The organism is Inquilinus sp. Marseille-Q2685 (assembly GCF_916619195.1).
Taxonomy (GTDB): domain Bacteria; phylum Pseudomonadota; class Alphaproteobacteria; order DSM-16000; family Inquilinaceae; genus Inquilinus.
In genome coordinates this window covers 353268-370706 of record NZ_CAKAKL010000002.1, presented here as the reverse complement: position 1 = coordinate 370706, position 17439 = coordinate 353268, and the positions used below count along the sequence as shown (strand labels likewise).

The 17439-nt window shown below is 70.6% G+C and carries 17 protein-coding genes and 1 pseudogene; 7 read left to right on the top strand and 11 right to left on the bottom strand.

Annotated features, from left to right (window positions below):
- The first annotated feature begins 117 nt into the window (after positions 1–117).
- The 5 genes and pseudogenes from ppa (at position 118) to LG391_RS10725 (ending at position 6292) form a co-directional block, all read left to right on the top strand.
- Complete coding sequence (gene ppa, locus LG391_RS10745; protein ID WP_225768012.1) at positions 118–666, top strand: inorganic diphosphatase; 549 nt, start codon at positions 118–120, stop codon at positions 664–666.
- 18 nt (positions 667–684) lie between these two features.
- A complete protein-coding gene (locus tag LG391_RS10740) occupies positions 685–1215 on the top strand; it encodes an O-acetyl-ADP-ribose deacetylase (RefSeq protein WP_225768011.1) in 531 nt (176 codons plus the stop codon).
- A 170-nt stretch (positions 1216–1385) separates the two neighbouring features.
- Positions 1386–2303, top strand: coding sequence for an MBL fold metallo-hydrolase (locus LG391_RS10735; RefSeq protein ID WP_225768010.1), 918 nt, complete (start codon positions 1386–1388; stop codon positions 2301–2303).
- A gap of 130 nt (positions 2304–2433) precedes the next feature.
- The gene (locus tag LG391_RS10730) at positions 2434–4902 is read left to right on the top strand and encodes a GNAT family N-acetyltransferase (protein ID WP_225768009.1); all 2469 of its coding nucleotides are present in this window, start codon (positions 2434–2436) and stop codon (positions 4900–4902) included.
- Between the two features lie 133 nt (positions 4903–5035).
- Positions 5036–6292: pseudogene (locus LG391_RS10725) on the top strand (lytic transglycosylase domain-containing protein).
- Between the two features lie 154 nt (positions 6293–6446).
- Here LG391_RS10725 and LG391_RS10720 read toward each other — a convergent pair.
- The 11 genes from LG391_RS10720 to hrcA form a co-directional block, all read right to left on the bottom strand.
- Complete coding sequence (locus tag LG391_RS10720; RefSeq protein ID WP_225768008.1) at positions 6447–7028, bottom strand: class I SAM-dependent methyltransferase; 582 nt, start codon at positions 7026–7028, stop codon at positions 6447–6449.
- 61 nt (positions 7029–7089) lie between these two features.
- Entirely contained in the window at positions 7090–7797 is a 708-nt protein-coding gene (phoB, locus tag LG391_RS10715; RefSeq protein WP_225768007.1) for a phosphate regulon transcriptional regulator PhoB, read from the bottom strand.
- The gene (gene phoU / locus LG391_RS10710) at positions 7794–8525 is read right to left on the bottom strand and encodes a phosphate signaling complex protein PhoU (protein WP_225768006.1); all 732 of its coding nucleotides are present in this window, start codon (positions 8523–8525) and stop codon (positions 7794–7796) included. Before phoU ends, phoB begins: the two co-directional genes overlap by 4 nt.
- Before the next feature lie 25 nt (positions 8526–8550).
- Entirely contained in the window at positions 8551–9384 is an 834-nt protein-coding gene (pstB, locus tag LG391_RS10705; protein WP_225768005.1) for a phosphate ABC transporter ATP-binding protein PstB, read from the bottom strand.
- Between the two features lie 5 nt (positions 9385–9389).
- Positions 9390–10247, bottom strand: a complete 858-nt coding sequence (pstA, locus tag LG391_RS10700) for a phosphate ABC transporter permease PstA (protein WP_225768004.1) — start codon at positions 10245–10247, stop codon at positions 9390–9392.
- Positions 10248–10249: 2 nt separating this feature from the next.
- A complete protein-coding gene (pstC, locus tag LG391_RS10695; RefSeq protein ID WP_225768003.1) occupies positions 10250–11230 on the bottom strand; it encodes a phosphate ABC transporter permease subunit PstC in 981 nt (326 codons plus the stop codon).
- 80 nt (positions 11231–11310) lie between these two features.
- Positions 11311–12372 (bottom strand): phosphate ABC transporter substrate-binding protein PstS, encoded by a 1062-nt coding sequence (pstS, locus tag LG391_RS10690; protein WP_225768002.1) that lies wholly within the window; start codon positions 12370–12372, stop codon positions 11311–11313.
- 101 nt (positions 12373–12473) lie between these two features.
- Positions 12474–13910, bottom strand: a complete 1437-nt coding sequence (locus tag LG391_RS10685) for an ATP-binding protein (RefSeq protein WP_225768001.1) — start codon at positions 13908–13910, stop codon at positions 12474–12476.
- Between the two features lie 123 nt (positions 13911–14033).
- Positions 14034–14162 (bottom strand): hypothetical protein, encoded by a 129-nt coding sequence (locus tag LG391_RS34700; protein WP_255646542.1) that lies wholly within the window; start codon positions 14160–14162, stop codon positions 14034–14036.
- Positions 14162–14794 (bottom strand): nucleotide exchange factor GrpE, encoded by a 633-nt coding sequence (gene grpE, locus LG391_RS10680; RefSeq protein ID WP_225768000.1) that lies wholly within the window; start codon positions 14792–14794, stop codon positions 14162–14164. Before grpE ends, LG391_RS34700 begins: the two co-directional genes overlap by 1 nt.
- Entirely contained in the window at positions 14791–15891 is a 1101-nt protein-coding gene (gene hrcA, locus LG391_RS10675; RefSeq protein WP_225767999.1) for a heat-inducible transcriptional repressor HrcA, read from the bottom strand. The genes grpE and hrcA overlap by 4 nt, the downstream gene beginning before the upstream one ends.
- A gap of 115 nt (positions 15892–16006) precedes the next feature.
- Here hrcA and rph point away from each other — a divergent pair, with 115 nt between their 5' ends.
- Both rph and LG391_RS10665 read left to right on the top strand, forming a co-directional pair.
- The gene (gene rph, locus LG391_RS10670) at positions 16007–16726 is read left to right on the top strand and encodes a ribonuclease PH (RefSeq protein ID WP_225767998.1); all 720 of its coding nucleotides are present in this window, start codon (positions 16007–16009) and stop codon (positions 16724–16726) included.
- 81 nt (positions 16727–16807) lie between these two features.
- Complete coding sequence (locus LG391_RS10665) at positions 16808–17407, top strand: hypothetical protein (protein ID WP_225767997.1); 600 nt, start codon at positions 16808–16810, stop codon at positions 17405–17407.
- Positions 17408–17439: the final 32 nt, after the last annotated feature.

Genomic DNA, 17439 nt, shown 5'->3' with positions numbered 1-17439 from the left:
ACCGCACAAAAACGACGGGGCGAGTCGCGGGGAGGGAATGGCTCGGCACTAGCCGCCGGGCTCGGTCCGCATTATGGTCCGCGCCCGGAACCCTCAGGACCACAGACCAGGGCCGACATGGACATCAGCAAGATCGCGGTCGGGGTGAACCCGCCCTTCGACGTCAACGTCATCATCGAGAACCCCATGGGCGGGGTGCCGGTGAAGTACGAGCTCGACAAGGAATCGGGCGCGATGTTCGCCGACCGCTTCCTGCACACCGCGATGGCCTATCCGGGCAATTACGGCTTCACCCCGCACACCCTGTCGGGCGACGGCGCCCCGGTCGACGTCATCGTCGTCGGCCGCGAGCCGGTGATGCCCGGCGCCGTGCTGCGCGCCCGCCCGGTCGGCGTGCTGCTGATGGAGGACGAGGCCGGCCAGGACGAGAAGATCCTGGCGGTGCCGGTGTCGAAGCTCCACCCCTACTACAACAAGGTGCAGAGCTACGAGGACCTGCAGGAGATCCTGCGCGACCAGATCGCCCATTTCTTCGCCCACTACAAGGACCTGGAGAAGGGCAAGTGGGTCCGCATCCTCGGCTGGGACGGCCCGCAGCGGGCGGCGGAGATGATCGTCGACGGCATCGAGCGCGCCAAGGCCGAGAAGAAGAGCGCCGCGGAGTAAACTGATGGACGCCGCGCCATGACGGCATCGCTGGAGGTCACGGTCGGGGACATCACCCGGCTGGAGATCGACGCGATCGTCAACGCGGCGAATGAAAGCCTGCTGGGCGGGGGCGGCGTCGACGGCGCCATCCACCGCGCCGCGGGGCCCGAGCTTTTCGCCGAATGCCGGACGCTGGGCCGCTGCCCGACCGGCGAGGCCCGCATCACACGAGGCTACCGGCTGCCGGCGCGGCACGTGATCCATTGCGTCGGCCCGGTCTGGCGCGGCGGCGGCCAGGGCGAGGACGGCCTCCTCGCCGGCTGCTACCGTTCGGCGCTGCGCCTGGCCCAGGAGAATGGCTGCGCCGGCATCGCCTTCCCGGCGATCAGCACCGGCATCTACCGCTTCCCGCCCGACCGCGCCGCCGGCATCGCCGTCGGCACGGTGCAGGAGATGCTGCCGCAGGTGCCGGCGGTGCGGCGCGTGATCTTCTGCTGCTTCGACGAGGCGATGGCGGCGCGGTACCGATCTTTGCCCGGGCTTCATGCCGGCGGACAAGGGCCCTGATCCGGCCGGCATCATGACCGCGGCCAGCCGGCAGCCCTGATCCGGCCTTTCAGGCGGACGGGGACCTATCCCCTGGTATGGCTCGTCCTCTCCCTCGACCCAATCGATCGCGAGCACGCCTCGACGTAGCGTCGTCGAAGCCGTGCAAGGCGATCAGCCAGGAGAGAAAGATGAGCCCGGACAGCATCCCGCACCCCGTTCCGAAGGGGCCCGAAGAGTTGGTTCCGTCCCGCTACGCGGTGCAGGTCGGCGAGATCGACGTGCTGGTGGTCAGCGACGGGGTGCTGCCACTGCCGACCGCGATGCTGGCCCACAACGTCGACCCGGCCGTCCGGGCGGCCTGGCTGAAGGACATGTTCCTGCCGCCGGACGCGTTCGACTGGGCGCTGAACGTGGTCGTGGTGCGCAGCGGCGACCAGACCATCCTGGTCGACGCCGGGCTGGGGTTCGACCCGGACCTGCACCTGCCACGGGCCGGGCAGCTGATCAAGCGGCTGGAGGCGGCCGGCATCGATCTCGCCTCCGTGACCGATCTGGTGCTGACCCACATGCATATGGACCATGTCGGCGGGCTGCTCGTCGACGGGGTGAAGGACCGGCTGCGCCCGGAGCTGCGGATCCATGTGTCGGCCGCCGAGGTCGAGTTCTGGGAGGCGCCCGATTTCTCCCACGTCGCCATGCCGCCGGGCTTCCCGGACGCGCTGCGGTCGGCCGCCAAGCGGTTCATGGAGCTGTACCGCAGCCATCTGCGGACCTTCGAGGAGAAGCAGGAGGTGGCGCCGGGGGTGGTCGCCCATCGCACCGGCGGCCACACCCCCGGGCACTGCGTGGTCCGCGTGGCGGCGGGCGGCGACCGGCTGACCTTCGCCGGGGACCTCGTGTTCGCGGTCGGGTTCGACCACCCCGACTGGTACAACGGCTTCGAGCACGACCCGGAGGAGGCGGCCCGCGTCCGGACCCGCCTGCTGCAGGAGCTGGCGGGGACCGGCGAGCTGCTGGTGGCCACCCACCTGCCGTTCCCGTCCGTCGGCCGGGTGGCGGCCGCCGGCGACACCTTCCGCTGGGTGCCGGTCTTCTGGGACTACTGACCGCGTGCCGGATTGAAGCCGAACGCATAGCAAGCCGATGCAGGGACCCTACTCGGGCCACGACATCCCCGCTTGAGCCCGGGCGCCCCGTCCGCCACCCTGGGGCGGTGGTTTCGGGCGGGAGCCTGCGATGTCGGTGCGCAACCTGGATGCCCTGTTCCGACCGGCCTCGATCGCCCTGATCGCCGACGGTCCGGTCGGCGCCGTGCTGGCCCGCAACCTGTTCGCCGGCGGCTTCGACGGGCCGGTGATGCCGGTCACCCAGGGCGCCCGGTCGGTCGGCAGCGCCCTCGCCTACCCGTCCGTCGCCGACCTGCCGATGGCGCCGGACCTGGCCGTGATCGCGGCGCCGCCCGACGCCCTGCCCGGGCTGATCGCCCAGCTGGGCGGCCGCGGCACCCGTGCCGCCGCGGTCGTCGGCATCGACCGGCCGGCGGCGGCGAAAGGCACGGAGGGCGCCCGGCTGCGCCAGGCGATGCTGGACGCGGCCCGGCCGCATCTGCTGCGCATCCTCGGCCCCGACGGCTTCGGCCTGATGGCGCCGCATCGCGGCGTCAACGCCAGCCTGGGCCATGTCGCCCCCGAGGCCGGCGACCTGGCCTTCGTCAGCCAGTCCGGCACCGTGGCCGCGGCGGTGCTGGACTGGGCCACCCGGCGCGGCATCGGCTTCAGCCACGTCGTCTCGCTGGGCGGCATGGCCGATGTCGATTTCGGCGACATGCTGGACTGGCTGGCCGCCGACACCCGCACCCGCGCGGTGCTGCTGCACATCGAGACCATCAGCCACGCCCGCAAGTTCATGTCGGCCGCCCGCGTCGCCGCCCGCACCCGGCCGGTGGTGGTGATCCGCCCCGGCCGCGGCGACAGGCGGGCCGGCGACGCCGACGGGCTGATCGGCCCCGATGCGGTGTACGACGCCGCCTTCCGCCGCGCCGGCATGCTGCGGGTGTTCGACCTGGCCGAGCTGTTCGACGCGGTCGAGACCCTGGCCAGCGGCCTGCGGGTCGAGGGCGAGCGGCTGGCGATCCTGACCAACGGCGCGGGCCTCGGCCTGCTGGCCACGGAGGCGCTGGCCGACGCCGGCGGGACCGTGGCCGTGCCGGCGGCGGCGACGGCGAGACGGCTGGGGATCGCCGGTGCCGATCCGCCCGGCCCGGTCGACCTGGGCGATGCGGCGCCGGCCGACCGCTTCGCCCGGGCGCTGGAGGCGCTGCTGGCCGATCCCGGCCGCGACGCGGTGCTGGTGGTGAACGGCCCGAGCGCGATCGCCGACCCGGTCGAGGCGGCCCGGGCGGTGGCCGGCGTGGTCGCCGAGACGGCGAGGCGCGACGGCCGCCGCCCGCCGGTCCTGGCCAGCTGGCTGGGCGCCGCCGCCGAGACCCGGCGCCTGTTCGCCGAGGCCCGCATCCCCGGCTACGACACGCCGGGCCAGGCGGCGCGCGCCTTCATGCATCTGGCCCGGCACCGGCGGAACCAGGTGCTGCTGATGCAGACGCCGCCGGCCCTGCCGGAGGATTTCCAGCCGGATGCCGACGCCGCCCGGGCGGTGATCGCGGCGGCCCTCGCGGAAGGCCGGGCCGCCCTGACCGCGGCCGAGGCGCGGTCGGTGCTGGACGCCTATCGCATCCCGCTGTCGCCCGAAGGCGCCGCCGCCCGGCCCGAGGCGCATCAGCTGGTGCTGGGGATCGACGACGACCCGGTGTTCGGCCCGGTGCTGCTGTTCGGTCAGGGCGGTGCCGCGGCCGAGCTGCTGCATGACGGCGTCGCCGCCCTGCCGCCCTTGAACGCCGTGCTGGCGCGCGACCTGATGCGGCGCGCCCGGGTCTGGCGGCTGCTGCAGGGCTATCGCGGCCGGCCGCCGGCCGACCTGGACGCCGTGGCGCTGACGCTGGTCAAGCTGTCGCAGCTGGCCGCCGACCTGTCGGAGGTGGCGGCGCTGCGGATCAACCCGCTGCTGGCCGGCGCCGCGGGCGTGCTGGCGCCCGGCGCCGCGATCCGGGTGCAGCCGCCGCTGCCGCCGGGCACGCCGCGCTTCGCCATCCGGCCCTATCCGCAGCGGCTGGTGCAGCACCTGGCGCTGCGCGACGGCCGCGAGGTCACGCTGCGGCCGGTTCGGCCGGAGGACGAGCCGGCGATCCGCGAGATGCTGCAGCGGTCCAGCCCGGAGGATGTGCGGCTGCGCTTCTTCAGCGCCATGCGCAGCTTCAGCCACGAATTCGCGGCCCGGCTGACCCAGATCGACTACGACCGCGAGATGGCGCTGGTGGCCGAGGCCGAGGAGGACGGGCAGCGCGTGATCCTGGGCGCCGTGCGCATCATCGCCGATCCGGACGGCGAGACCGCGGAATACGGCATCATGGTGCGCTCGGACCTCAAGGGCCAGGGCCTCGGCCACCGGCTGATGACCGAGATCATCGGCTATGCCCGCAGCCGCGGGCTGAAGCGGATCTTCGGCGAGGTGCTGCGGGAGAACGTGACCATGCTGCGCATGGCCGAGGAGCTCGGATTCGCCCGCGCGGACGTGCCGGACGAGCCCGGCATCATTCATGTGACGATTTCGCTCGACGAGATCGCCGCTCTCGGTCAGCATTCCGCCTAGGGATTCAGTCGCCCAGGGGGATGGGCGATTGATGTTTTCCTCTTTGAATGAAGCACTTGTCCGTATAAGTTGAGGGCCTGCGTTAATTTTCGGGCCCGCGGCGTCGCCGCTGGGCTTTCGTATTTGGGGGAGCATGGAGGGGAAGATGCCAGGGACAACCCGCTGGACCAGGACGGTTGCGGCCACGGCCTTGCTCGCGGGCTTGCTTGCCGCCTGCGCCGAGGCACCGAAGCCGAAACCCGTGGTCGCCAGCGGCCCCTGGGGGGCCGAGATCCACGACGCCTCGCGCCGCTTCAACATCCCCGAGGAATGGATCCGCGCGGTGATGCAGGTGGAGAGCGGCGGCCAGACCCATTGGAAGGGCGGCCAGCCGATCACCAGCCACGCCGGCGCCATGGGGCTGATGCAGGTCATGCCCGGCACCTAGGAGGAGCTGCGCTACGTCCACGGCCTGGGCCCCGACGCCTACGAGCCGCGCGACAACATCATGGCGGGCGCCGCCTATATCCGCGAGATGTACGACCTGTACGGCTATCCCGGCTTCCTCGGCGCCTACAATGCCGGGCCGGGGCGGGACCGCCAGTATGTCGAGGAAGGCCGGCCGCTGCCGCGCGAGACGCGGCGCTACATGGACATCATCGCGCCGCAGATCGCCGGCATCATGCCGGGTCGCGACGGCGGCACCGACCGGATGACCCAGTATGCTGCCGCCCAGATCCAGCAGAAGGTGCCGGCGACGATCCGCATGGCCCCGATCCCCGACGGATCCTCGCGCCGCAACACCACCGTGGTGGCGGCGATGAAGCCGATCCCCGACGGGTCCTCGACCCGCGGCACCACCGTCGTCGCCGCGATGCAGCCGATCCCGGATGGCTCGTCGACCCGCGGCAGCACCGTGGTCGCGGCGATGCAGCCGATCCCCGACGGGTCGGGCACCGTCGTCGCGTCGGCGCTGCCGCCGGTCCGCGTGGTGCCGCAGCCGGGCGCGGTGCGCATGCAGCCGATCCCGGACGGCAGCACCCAGGTCGCCGCGGCCGCTCCGGCAACCCGCCCGGCACCGGTGCGCATGGCCCCGATCCCCGACGGCAGCACCCAGGTCGCCGCCGCGCCCGCCCCGGCAGCCCGCCCGGCACCGGTGCGGATGGCGCCGATCCCGGATGGCAGCACCCAGGTCGCGGCCGCTGTCCCGGCCCCGGCTCCCGCCGCCCGCGCGGCGGTGGCGCCGACCCGGATGGCGCCGATCCCCGACGCGCCGCCGGTCCGCGTCGCTTCGGCCAAGACCGGCCGCGCCCAACCCGTGCTGCAGCAGGTCGCCGATGCCGGCGAGCCGCGCCGTCAGGCCAACGGCCTGCCCGCCGGCTGGTTCGTGCCGAGCGCGCCGGGCAACTGACGCTCCGTCAAAACGGAAGCCCGCGCCGCCGACAGGTGGCGCGGGCTTTTTCTTTGGGAATGGCGCCAAGCCCGTCTGCCCTCATCGTCATTGCTTCGTCGGCTGCGCCTCCTTGCAATGACGGTGTCGGGAACCCGGGAAGGGGGCTCGCCGATCACGCCGCGTCGGGGACGCCCGCAGGGCGGCGGTAGCTCCAGGCGCCGAGGGGCGGCAGGTTGCGCCAGACGAAGTCGACCATCCGGCCCTGCAGCCCCAGCTTGCGCCGCGGCAGCGGCGACAGGATCGGGTTGGTCAGCTGCAGGAACCGCCCCGACCGGCCCATGCGGGCGAAGGCGGCGTCGATGATCGCCCGCTGCAGGTCGAGCGGGAACCAGATGATCGGCAGGCTGGACACCACCACCGACAGCCGCTTGACCCCGATGCCGTCCAGCATCCGGCCGATCTCCGCGACGTCGCCCTCCAGCACCGTGACGCCGGGGAAGCGCTGGCGCAGCACGGTGCAGAATTCGGGCATCTTCTCGACGACGATCAGCTTCTCCGGCGGCAATCCCGTCGCCAGCAGCCCTTCGGTGAGGCTGCCGGTGCCGGCGCCGAGCTCGAGCCCCGGGTCGCTGCAGCGAGGATCGACGTGCCGGGCGAAGGCGCGGGCCACGGCCGGGCTGGAGGGCGCCCAGGCCGCGACCTTCAGCGGCGACCGGGCCCAGATCCGGAGGAACAGCCAGGAATCCTTGCTCACGCGACATCTCCCGTGCCGTTTTGCCCGGACAACCAACAACCTTGACGGATGGTTCCCGGGATCAGGCCTGCGCCTGGACATCCAGCGAATAGCCGGCGGAGCGGACGGTGCGGATCAGGTCGATCTCGCTGTCGTCGTTCAGCGCCTTGCGCAGCCGGCGGATATGCACGTCGACGGTGCGCGGCTCGACATAGACGTCGTGGCCCCAGACGATGTCGAGCAGCTGCTCGCGGCTGAACACCCGGCCGGGATGCTGCATAAAGTGGCGCAGCAGGCGGAACTCGGTCGGGCCGAGATGGACGTCGCGGTTGCCGCGGCGGACGCGGTGGCCGCCGAGATCCATGCTGAGATCGGCGTAGCTGAGGATGTCGCCGGCGCTGGAGGGCGAGGTGCGGCGCAGCACCGCCTTGATCCGGGCCATCAGCTCCGGCGTCGAGAACGGCTTGGCGACGTAGTCGTCGGCGCCGGAATCGAGGCCGCGCACGCGGTCCCCCTCCTCGCCCCGCGCCGTCAGCATGATCACCGGGATGTCGCGGGTCTTGGCGCCGCGGCGCAGCTGCCGGCAGACCTCGATGCCGGAGAGATGCGGCAGCATCCAGTCGAGCAGCACCAGGTCCGGGCGCTGCTCGCTGGCCAGCAGCAGCGCCTCCTCGCCGTCATAGGCGGCGAGGACGCGGAAGCCTTCGCGCTCCAGGTTGTAGGTCAGGAGGGTGACGAGGTCGACCTCGTCCTCGACCACCAGAACCAGCGGCTGGATGCCGGCTCTCATGCATTGTCCTCCGGCTTGGCCTCGGGGGTGACGACGGTGAAGGAGGTGGCGTCGCCCTTCGGCCGCACGTCCTTCACCGGCTTGCCCGTGAGCAGGAAGTGGATCAGCTCGGCGATGTTGGTCGCGTGGTCGCCGATCCGCTCGATGTTCTTGGCGATGAAGAGGAGATGGGTGCAGGGGGTGATATTGCGCGGATCCTCCATCATGTAGGTGAGGGTCTCGCGGAACAGGCTGGTGTAGAGGTCGTCGACCGATTCGTCCTGGCGCCAGGCCGACAGCGCCTTGTCCAGGTCGCGCTCGGTATAGGCGTCGAGCACGTCCTTGATGATCTGCTGCACCATCCGGCCCATGCGGGGCAGCGTCGCCACCGGGCGGACCACCGGCACCTGGGCCAGGGCCAACGACCGCTTGGCGATATTGGCGGCGTAGTCGCCGATCCGCTCGAGGTCGGCGGCGATGCGGAGCGCCGAGATCACCTCGCGCAGGTCGGCCGCGAAGGGCTGGCGCAGGGCCAGGATCTGGACCACCGCGGCGTCGACCGAGGCCTCGTAGGCGTCCATCTGCTCGTCGCTGCGCATCACCCGGCCGGCGAGGTCGGCGTCGCGCCGCACCACCGCCTGGATGGCGAGCTCGAGTTGGCTTTCCGCCAGGCCGCCCATCTGCACGATGGTGCGGCGCAGCGCCTCGAGCTCCTGGTCGAAGGACTTGACGATATGTTCGTTTGCCATGGCGCTGATCCTTCTGACCCGGGGCTCAGCCGAAGCGGCCGGTGATGTAGCTGTGCGTCCGCTCGTTCTTCGGGCTGGTGAACAGCTCCGACGTCTCGCCGAACTCGACCAGCTCGCCAAGATACATGAAGGCGGTGAAGTCGGCGGCGCGGGCCGCCTGCTGCATGTTGTGGGTGACGATCGCGATCGTGTAGTCGGTCTTCAGCTCGTCGATCAGCTCCTCGATCTTCGCGGTCGAGATCGGGTCGAGCGCCGAGGTCGGCTCGTCGAGCAGCACCACGTCGGGCTGCATCGCGATGGTGCGGGCGATGCACAGGCGCTGCTGCTGGCCGCCGGAGAGGCTGGTGCCGCTCTTCTTCAGCTTGTCCTTGACCTCGTCCCACAGCGCGGCGCGGCGCAGGGCGCCTTCGACACGGCTGTCCATCTCGGCCTGGTCCAGCTTCTCGTAGAGCCGGATGCCGAAGGCGACGTTGTCGTAGATCGACATCGGGAACGGCGTCGGCTTCTGGAACACCATGCCGACCCGGGCGCGCAGCAGGTTCACGTCCTGCTTCGAGCCGAGGATGTTCTCGCCGTCCAGCAGCACCTCGCCGACCGCGCGCTGCTTCGGGTACAGGTCGTACATCCGGTTCAGGATGCGCAGCAGCGTCGACTTCCCGCAGCCCGAGGGACCGATGAAGGCGGTCACGCAGCGCTCATAGAGCGGCAGGTTGATCTTCTTCAGCGCCTCGTGGTCCTCGTAGAAGAAGGACAGGTTGCGGATCGAGATCTTCTCGCGGAGATCGCGGGCGAAGTCCTTGGGGCGGTCGACGTTGATGTTCACGTCGAGCGTCGTCACCTGAGCGCCATTGCCTGTCATGACCGTCAGCCCTGCTTGCCGCCGAGCGAGGAGAGCGCCCGGGCGATGATGTTGAGGAGGAGGATCGTCACCGTGATCAGGAGCGCGCCGCCCCAGGCCAGCCGCTGCCAGTCCTCATAGGGGCTGAGCGCGAACTGGAAGATGACCACGGGCAGATTCGCCATCGGCGCGTTCATGTCCGTGCTCCAGAACTGGTTGTTCAGAGCGGTGAACAGAAGCGGCGCCGTCTCGCCGCTGATGCGGGCGACCGCCAGCAGCACGCCGGTGATCATGCCGTTGCGCGCGGCGCGGTAGCAGATCATCAGCACCACCTTCCACTGCGGCGAGCCGAGCGCCGCGGCGGCTTCGCGCAGGGTGTTCGGCACCAGCTTCAGCATGTCCTCGGTGGTGCGGATCACCACCGGCACCGCGATGATCGACAGAGCTACGGCGCCGGCCCAGGCCGAGAAGTGCCCCATCGACGACACCATGATCTCGTAGACGAACAGGCCGACCACGATCGAAGGCGCGCTGAGCAGGATGTCGTTGATGAAGCGGATCACCTCGGCCAGCTTGCTGGTCTTGCCGAACTCGGCCAGGTAGGTGCCGGCGAGGATGCCGATCGGCGTGCCGATCAGGGTGCCGACCACGGTCATGATCAGGCTGCCGAAGATCGCGTTCAGCAGGCCGCCCCCTTCGCCCGGAGGCGGCGGGGTGGATTCGGTGAACAGGGCCGGGGTGATCGCGTCGAGGCCGTTGATCAGCAGCGTGGCGAGGATCCAGACCAGCCAGAGCAGACCGAACACCGCCGCCCCGAAGGAGATGCTGAGCAGGATCGAGTTGGTCGCCCGGCGGCGGGCGTAGAGTGCAGTCGGTACCGGCATGTCTAGCCCCCCGCCTTGCGCTGCAGCCGCAGCAGCTGGATCTTGGCCAGCGCCAGGACGATGAAGGTGATGACGAAGAGCACGAGGCCCAGCGCGATCAGCGACGAGGTGTAGAGGTCGCCGACGGCCTCGGTGAATTCATTGGCGATCGAGGCGGAGATGGTGGTGCCCGGCGCCAGGATCGAGTTCGAGATGCGGTGGGCGTTGCCGATGACGAAGGTGACCGCCATGGTCTCGCCCAGCGCCCGGCCGAGGCCGAGCATGACGCCGCCGACCACGCCGACGCGGCTGTAGGGCAGCACCACCTTCCACATCACCTCCCAGGTCGTGGCACCCAGGCCGTAGGCGGATTCCTTGAGCAGCGGCGGCACCGTCTCGAACACGTCGCGCATGATCGAGGTGATGAAGGGCAGCACCATGATCGCCAGGATCAGCCCGGCGGTGAAGATGCCGATGCCGTAGGGCGGGCCGGCGAACAGCGGCCCGATCAGCGGCAGCTTGCCGAAGGTGCCGATCAGGAAGGGCTGCACCGTCTGCTGCAGGATCGGCGCCAGCACGAAGAAGCCCCAGATGCCGTAGATGATGCTGGGGATGCCGGCCAGGAGCTCGATGGCGATGCCGAGCGGCCGCTTCAGCACCGGCGGGCACAGCTCGGTCAGGAAGATGGCGATGCCGAAGCTGACCGGGACGCCGATCAGCATGGCGATCAACGAGGTGACCAAGGTGCCGTAGATCGGCGCCAGCGCGCCGAACTTGTCGGTGACCGGGTTCCAGACCTCGGTCGTGACGAAGCCGAAGCCGAAGGTCTGCAGCGCCGGCATCGCGCCGATGATCAGCGACAGGATCACCCCGCCCAGGATCGCCAGCACCAGCACGGCGAAGAACAGGGTGGTCAGGCGGAATCCGGTGTCCGCCATGCGCTGTCGCTGGGCGGTGCGCGCGTCGATCCGCGGCCCGATCTTCTGAAAGGTGGTGTCCACCATGATCACCTTGCCTGGGAAACAAGCGGCGCCGTGCGGAGGTTCAACCGCACGGCGCCCACTCGATCAGCCGTGTCGGCCGATCACTTCGAGGCGGTCCAGATCGGCTTGCCGTCGGCGCCCTTGATGCTGTCGGCCCAGGTCTTGTGGACCATCTCGACCACCGAGTCCGGCATCGGCACGTAGTCGAGGTCCTCGGCCAGCTTGTCGCCCTTGCTGTAGGCCCAGGCGAAGAACTGCAGCGCGGTGGCCGACGCGGCCGGATCCTGCGGCTGCTTGTACATCAGGATGAAGCTGGCGCCGGTGATCGGCCAGCTCTCCGCACCCGGCTCGTTGGTCAGGATGACGTAGTAGCCCTTGGAGTTCGCCCAGTCGGCGGCCGACGCCGCGGCCTGGAAGCTCTTGATCGTCGGCTCGACCGCCTTGCCGTCCTTGTTGACCAGCTTGACGTAGGTCAGCTTGTTCTGCTTGGCGTAGGCGTATTCGACGTAGCCGATGGCGCCTTCGGTCTGCTTGGTGGTGTTGGCGACGCCCTCATTGCCCTTGGCGCCGATGCCGGCCGGCCACTGCACCGAGGAGTTGGCGCCGACCGAGTCCTTGAACTTGGCGTTCACCGACGAGAGGTAGGTCGTGAACAGGAAGTTGGTGCCCGACCCGTCCGACCGGTAGGCCGGGGCGATGGCGGTGTCCGGCAGGTTGACGCCCGGGTTCAGCGCCTTGATCTTCTCGTCGTTCCAGGTGGTGATGTCGCCGAGATAGATCTGCGCGACCAGGTCGCCGCTGAGGGTCAGCTGGCCCGGCGCAACGCCCGGGATGTTCACGACCGGCACCACGCCGCCCATGATCATCGGGAACTGCACGAGACCGGCGGCGTCGAGATCCTCCGGCTTCAGCGGCATGTCCGAGGCGCCGAAGGTGACGGTCTTTTCCTTGATCTGCTTGATGCCGCCGCCCGAGCCGATCGACTGGTAGTTCAGGCCGATGCCGCTTTCCTTCTTATAGGCGTCGGCCCACTTGGCGTAGATCGGGTACGGAAAGGTGGCGCCGGCGCCGGAAATATCGGCCGCCTGGGACGCGCCCGCCACGAGCGCGACCGCCGCGCCGAGCACCGCGCCGCGAAGGATGGATCGTGAAAAAAGCTTCACGGGAATCTCCTGTGGTGGTGGGACGAGCCCCACGGCATCGTCCGGTCAGGCGGCCAGCGCCCCCGTCCGAGCGCAGGCTATAGTCGTCGCCGCCGACGCTTTTAAGACAATTCGGTTACAGTTTTATGAAGGGCCCGGCCGGCCGGCTTGCTGCCCGGCGCGGCCGGCAGATGCACGGTGAAGACGCTGCCGCGGCCGACCTCGCTGTCGATCTCCAGCCGGCCGCGATGGCGGCTGACGATGTGCTTGACGATGGCGAGGCCGAGGCCGGTGCCGCCGACGGCGCGGCTGCGCGCCGGGTCGACCCGGTAGAACCGCTCGGTCAGCCGCGGCAGGTGCTCGCGGGCGATGCCTTCGCCCTGGTCGCTGACGCTGACGACGAGGCCGGTCCGCCGCCCCTCGGCCGAGGCCCGCGCGGACAGGCCGACCACGCCGCCCTGGCGGCCGTAGTTGATCGCGTTCGACACCAGGTTCTGGAACACCTGGTACAGCTGGTCCGAATCCCCGACCACCTGCGGCAGGTCGGGCGCCAGGTCGAGCTCGAGCCGCTGGGCCTTGCGCTGGGCCTTGAGCTCGAGCGCGTCGGCGACCGACTGCAGCAGCGGCCCGACCGCGACCCGCCCGGTCGGCGGCACATGCTCGTCCAGCTCGATCCGCGACAGCGACAGCAGGTCGTTGACCAGTCGGGACATGCGCTCGGCCTGCTGCTGCATGATGCCGAGGAAGCGCTCGCGCGCCGCCGCGTCGTCTCGCGCCGGGCCGCGCAGCGTCTCGATGAAGCCCATCAGGCTGGACAGCGGCGTGCGCAGCTCGTGGCTGGCATTGGCGACGAAGTCGGCCCGCATCTGCTCGACCCGCTTGGAGGCGGTGAGATCGTAGAAGGTGACCAGCAGCGCCGGCTCGGGCCGGTCGTCGGACTCCCGCTCGCCAGCGTCGCCGCGCCGTTCGAAGCGCTGGATCCGGACTTCGAACTCGCGCTCGATCGGCACCGGCAGGTTCAGCGGGACGGTCAGCATCGGGCCGCCGGCGAGGACGGCGTCGACGGCGGCGACGATCTCCGGATGGCGGATCGCCTCGGCCATGTCGCGGCCCAGGAGCCGGTCGCCGAACAGCCGCTCGGCGGCGCCGTTGGCGCGCAGCACGCTGCGGTCGCCGGCCAGCACCAGGATCGGGTCGTCCTGCGCCTCCAGGATCTCCGACGCGGTCTGCAACTCGACCGCCAGGCTGCGCTCGCGGCCGCGGGCATGACGCTGCAGCCGCTGCAACTGCAGGAACAGGATCTGGCCGATCTCGGTCGAGGGCCGCGGCGGCCGATCCGGCGCCTCGGAGGCCGAGGCCTCGATATGGCGGCGCAGCAGGTCGAGGTCGCGCAGCAGGCGCCAGGCAAACAGGCCGGCGACGCCGACCACCGCCACCACCCCGGCCGCCGCTAGCCAGATGCCGATCCCGTCAGATCCTGCCGACAGCAGCAGCAGCGCGATCACCAGAGCGGCGATCACCCCGATGCCGAACAGGTGGCGATAGATCGGTCCGGCCATGCCCATGCGCCTCGAACAGCGAGCCCCAGAATACCGCGATCACGCGGAAAGCGGCGACGCTACCCGTGGTCGATGACGGTTTCATGTCGTCGGCTGCGGCATCGGGGCCGGTGCCGCCATGCGTCAGGAGGGGACGGACACGCCGCCACCGGCGCCCATATAGACGCCCTTGGCCGGCTTGTCCGACCGCTCGCAGGCGGCGGCGGCGACCGCCACCGCCAGCAGCGCCGCGAGAAGGCCGAGCCGCCGCATCACTCGCCCTTGGCCACGCCGACCATGGCCGGGCGCAGCAGCCGGCCCTGCAGCACATAGCCGGGCTGGACCACCTGGACGATGGTGCCGGACGGCTTGCCGGTGCCCGGCAGCTCGAACATGGCCTGGTGGAAGTTCGGGTCGAAGGTCTCGCCGACCGGCTCGATCCGGGTCACGCCGTGGCGCTCGAAGGCGGCCAGCAGTTGGCGCTCGGTGGCGGCGACGCCGTCGACCAGGGTCTTCAGCGCCGGATCCGCGTCGACCGCCTCGGCCGGCACCGCGTCGATGGCGCGGCGCAGGTTGTCGGCGGCGTCGAGCAGCGACTTGGCGAAGCCGGAGATGGCGTATTTCGCCGTGTCCTCGCGCTCGCGCTCCGACCGGCGGCGGATGTTCTCGGTCTCCGCCAGGGCGCGCAGCGCCTGGTCCTTCAGCTTGGCGTTCTCGGCCTCGAGAGCGGCGATGCGCTCCGCCGCCCCGGCCAGCGCCGCATCGCCCCCGGGATCGGAGGCCTGCGCGGCTTCGGCCGCGGTTTCGGTCTCGGCGACACCCTCGACCTCGGGCCCGGCGGCCCCGGTCTCCGGCTCCGTCGCGTCGGGGCGGGGCTCGGCGGACATCGTCTTGCTGTGCATCATGCTACCTGGTTCGTGGTCTCGTTGGTTCTGAGGAGACGGCCTATCATCTTCGCGGTGTAATCCACCATCGGGATGATGCGCGCATAGTTCAGCCGGGTCGGCCCGATCACGCCGACGGCGCCGACCACGCGCTGGTCGCCCCCCTTGTAGGGGGCGATGATCATCGAGCAGCCAGTGTGGCTGAACAGCCCGTTCTCGGCGCCGATGAAGATCTGCACGCCCTCGGCGGCATTGGCCGCGTCGAGCATCCGCAGCATCGCCTCCTTGGTCTCCAGCGCCTGGAACAGGCTGCGGATGCGCTCCAGATCCTCCAGCGCCGTGACGTCGTTGAGCAGGCGCGACTGGCCCTTGACGATCAGCGTGCCGCCCCCGCCGCCGCTCCAGGTGGCGAGGCCGGCCTCGACCACCTTGGCGGCCAGGCTGTCGAGCTGGCTCTTCTGCGCCTCGATCTCGCCCAGCACCTCGGCGCGGGCCTCGGCGATGGTGCGGCCGACGATGCGGGCGTTGAGATAGTTGGTGACGTGGACGAAGGTCGAGGCCGGCAGGCCCAGCGGCACCTCCAGCACCCGGTTCTCGACCATGCCGTCCTCGGTGACCAGCACCACCAGGGCGCGGCCGGGCGACAGGTTGACGAACTCGATATGCTTCAGCGGCCGGTCGGTCTTCGGCGCCAGAACGAGGCCAGCGCAGGCGGACAGGCCGGAGAGGGCGGAGGTCGCCTCCTCCAGCATCTCGGACACGCCGCGCCCGGCCTGGGCGCACATCGCCTCGATCGAGGCCCGCTCGCTCTCGCCGACATCGCCGAGCTGCATCAGCCCGTGCACGAACAGGCGCAGGCCCGCATCGGTCGGCAGCCGCCCGGCCGAGGTATGCGGGGCGTAGAGCAGGCCGGCATCCTCGAGATCCGCCATGACGTTGCGGATCGTCGCCGGCGACAGCGACATGCCGAGCCGGCGCGACAGCGTGCGGCTGCCCACCGGCTCGCCGGACTGGACATACGCGTCGACGATCAGGCGGAAGATCTCCCGCGAGCGCTCGTCGAGGTCCCGGAATGCCTGGCCGCCGGATCGGCTTGAAAGTTCGTTCAGCATGCTCATGGCCGTCGCCACGCTATGTAGGGGCCGTTGCACCCGAATCAACGTTCCCGGGCTTTACGGGTCGGACCCGCGAGGATAGCGTGCGCGACCTTCGCCGAGAACAGAAAGCGACCCCATGCGACCGTCCGGACGCGCCTTCGACGCCCTGCGCGCCATCCGCCTCGAGACCGACGTCAACAAATATGCCGAGGGCTCGTGCCTGGCGAAGTTCGGCGACACCCATGTGCTGTGCACGGCCTCGGTCGAGGACCGGGTGCCCTCCTGGCTGAAGGGCGGCGGCAAGGGCTGGGTGACGGCGGAGTACGGCATGCTGCCGCGCGCCACCGACCAGCGCACCGACCGCGAGGCCGCGCGCGGCAAGCAGACCGGGCGGACCCAGGAGATCCAGCGCCTGATCGGCCGGTCGCTGCGGGCCGTGACCGACCTGAAGTCGCTGGGCGAGATCCAGATCAAGGTCGATTGCGACGTGCTGCAGGCCGATGGCGGCACCCGCACCGCCGCGATCACCGGCGGCTATGTCGCGCTGGCCCTGGCGCTGCGCCATCTGGTGCAGATCCGCAAGATCAAGGCGCTGCCGCTGACCGACAGCGTCGCCGCCATCTCCTGCGGCCTCTACCAGGGCCAGGCGGTGCTGGACCTCGACTATGCCGAGGATTCGACCGCCCAGGCCGACGCCAACTTCGTCATCACCGGCAAGGGCGGGCTGGTCGAGGTGCAGGCGACGGCGGAGCAGACCCCCTTCAGCCGGGCCGAGTTCGAGGCGCTGCTGGCGCTGGCCGAGCAGGGCACGGCCGAGCTGGCGGCGATCCAGAAGGCGGCGCTGGGAGAGGACTGAACCCGGCCGGATTGTCATCCCCGGCGCTTGAGCCGGGAGAGCTGCCATGAAATCCTGCCGGCTGTGCCAAGGGAGCGGCCGATGATCAGCCTCGTGTTCTTGGTTTCCCTGATCCCAGCCGCGCTGGTGCTGCCCACCTTCATGACGCCCGGCCTACCACGGATCGAGGCCCATCTGCTGACCACCTTCGTCGCTCTCGAGCGGGCACCCCGGGCCGAGAAGCTGATCGACTACGCGCCCGAGGCCGGCGGCCCGGTCCTGTACCGGCTGCCGGGCAATGCCTGCTTCCTGCGCCTGGGCGGACAGCCCGGCCAGACCGAATGGATCCGGCGCGATGACCTCAACCGGATCGAGATCCTGGTCTCCGCCCCCGGCCTGGCGAAGGCCGGCGGGCGCTTCCAGCCCGACGGCACGGCGGAGCTGCGGCTGGGCTCCCAGACCGTCGCCGTCTCGGTCGCATCGCCCGGCCTGCCGACCTGGCGCTTCACGCTGGAGGAGACGCCGGCCCTGCAGGAGACGCTGGACGCAGACGAAGCGACTCTGCGCTTCACCGCGATCCGCGCCGGCCAGCCGGTGCCGGAGGAGGTGCTGAGCATCGCCGCCGGCAATCTGTGGCAGGCGATCCAGGGCCTCGATTCCTGTGCCATCGGCGCCGAGCTGCCGGGTGTGGTCGGGCCCTGAGTTGCGGTCCGGGCGGTACGGGCGGATCATCC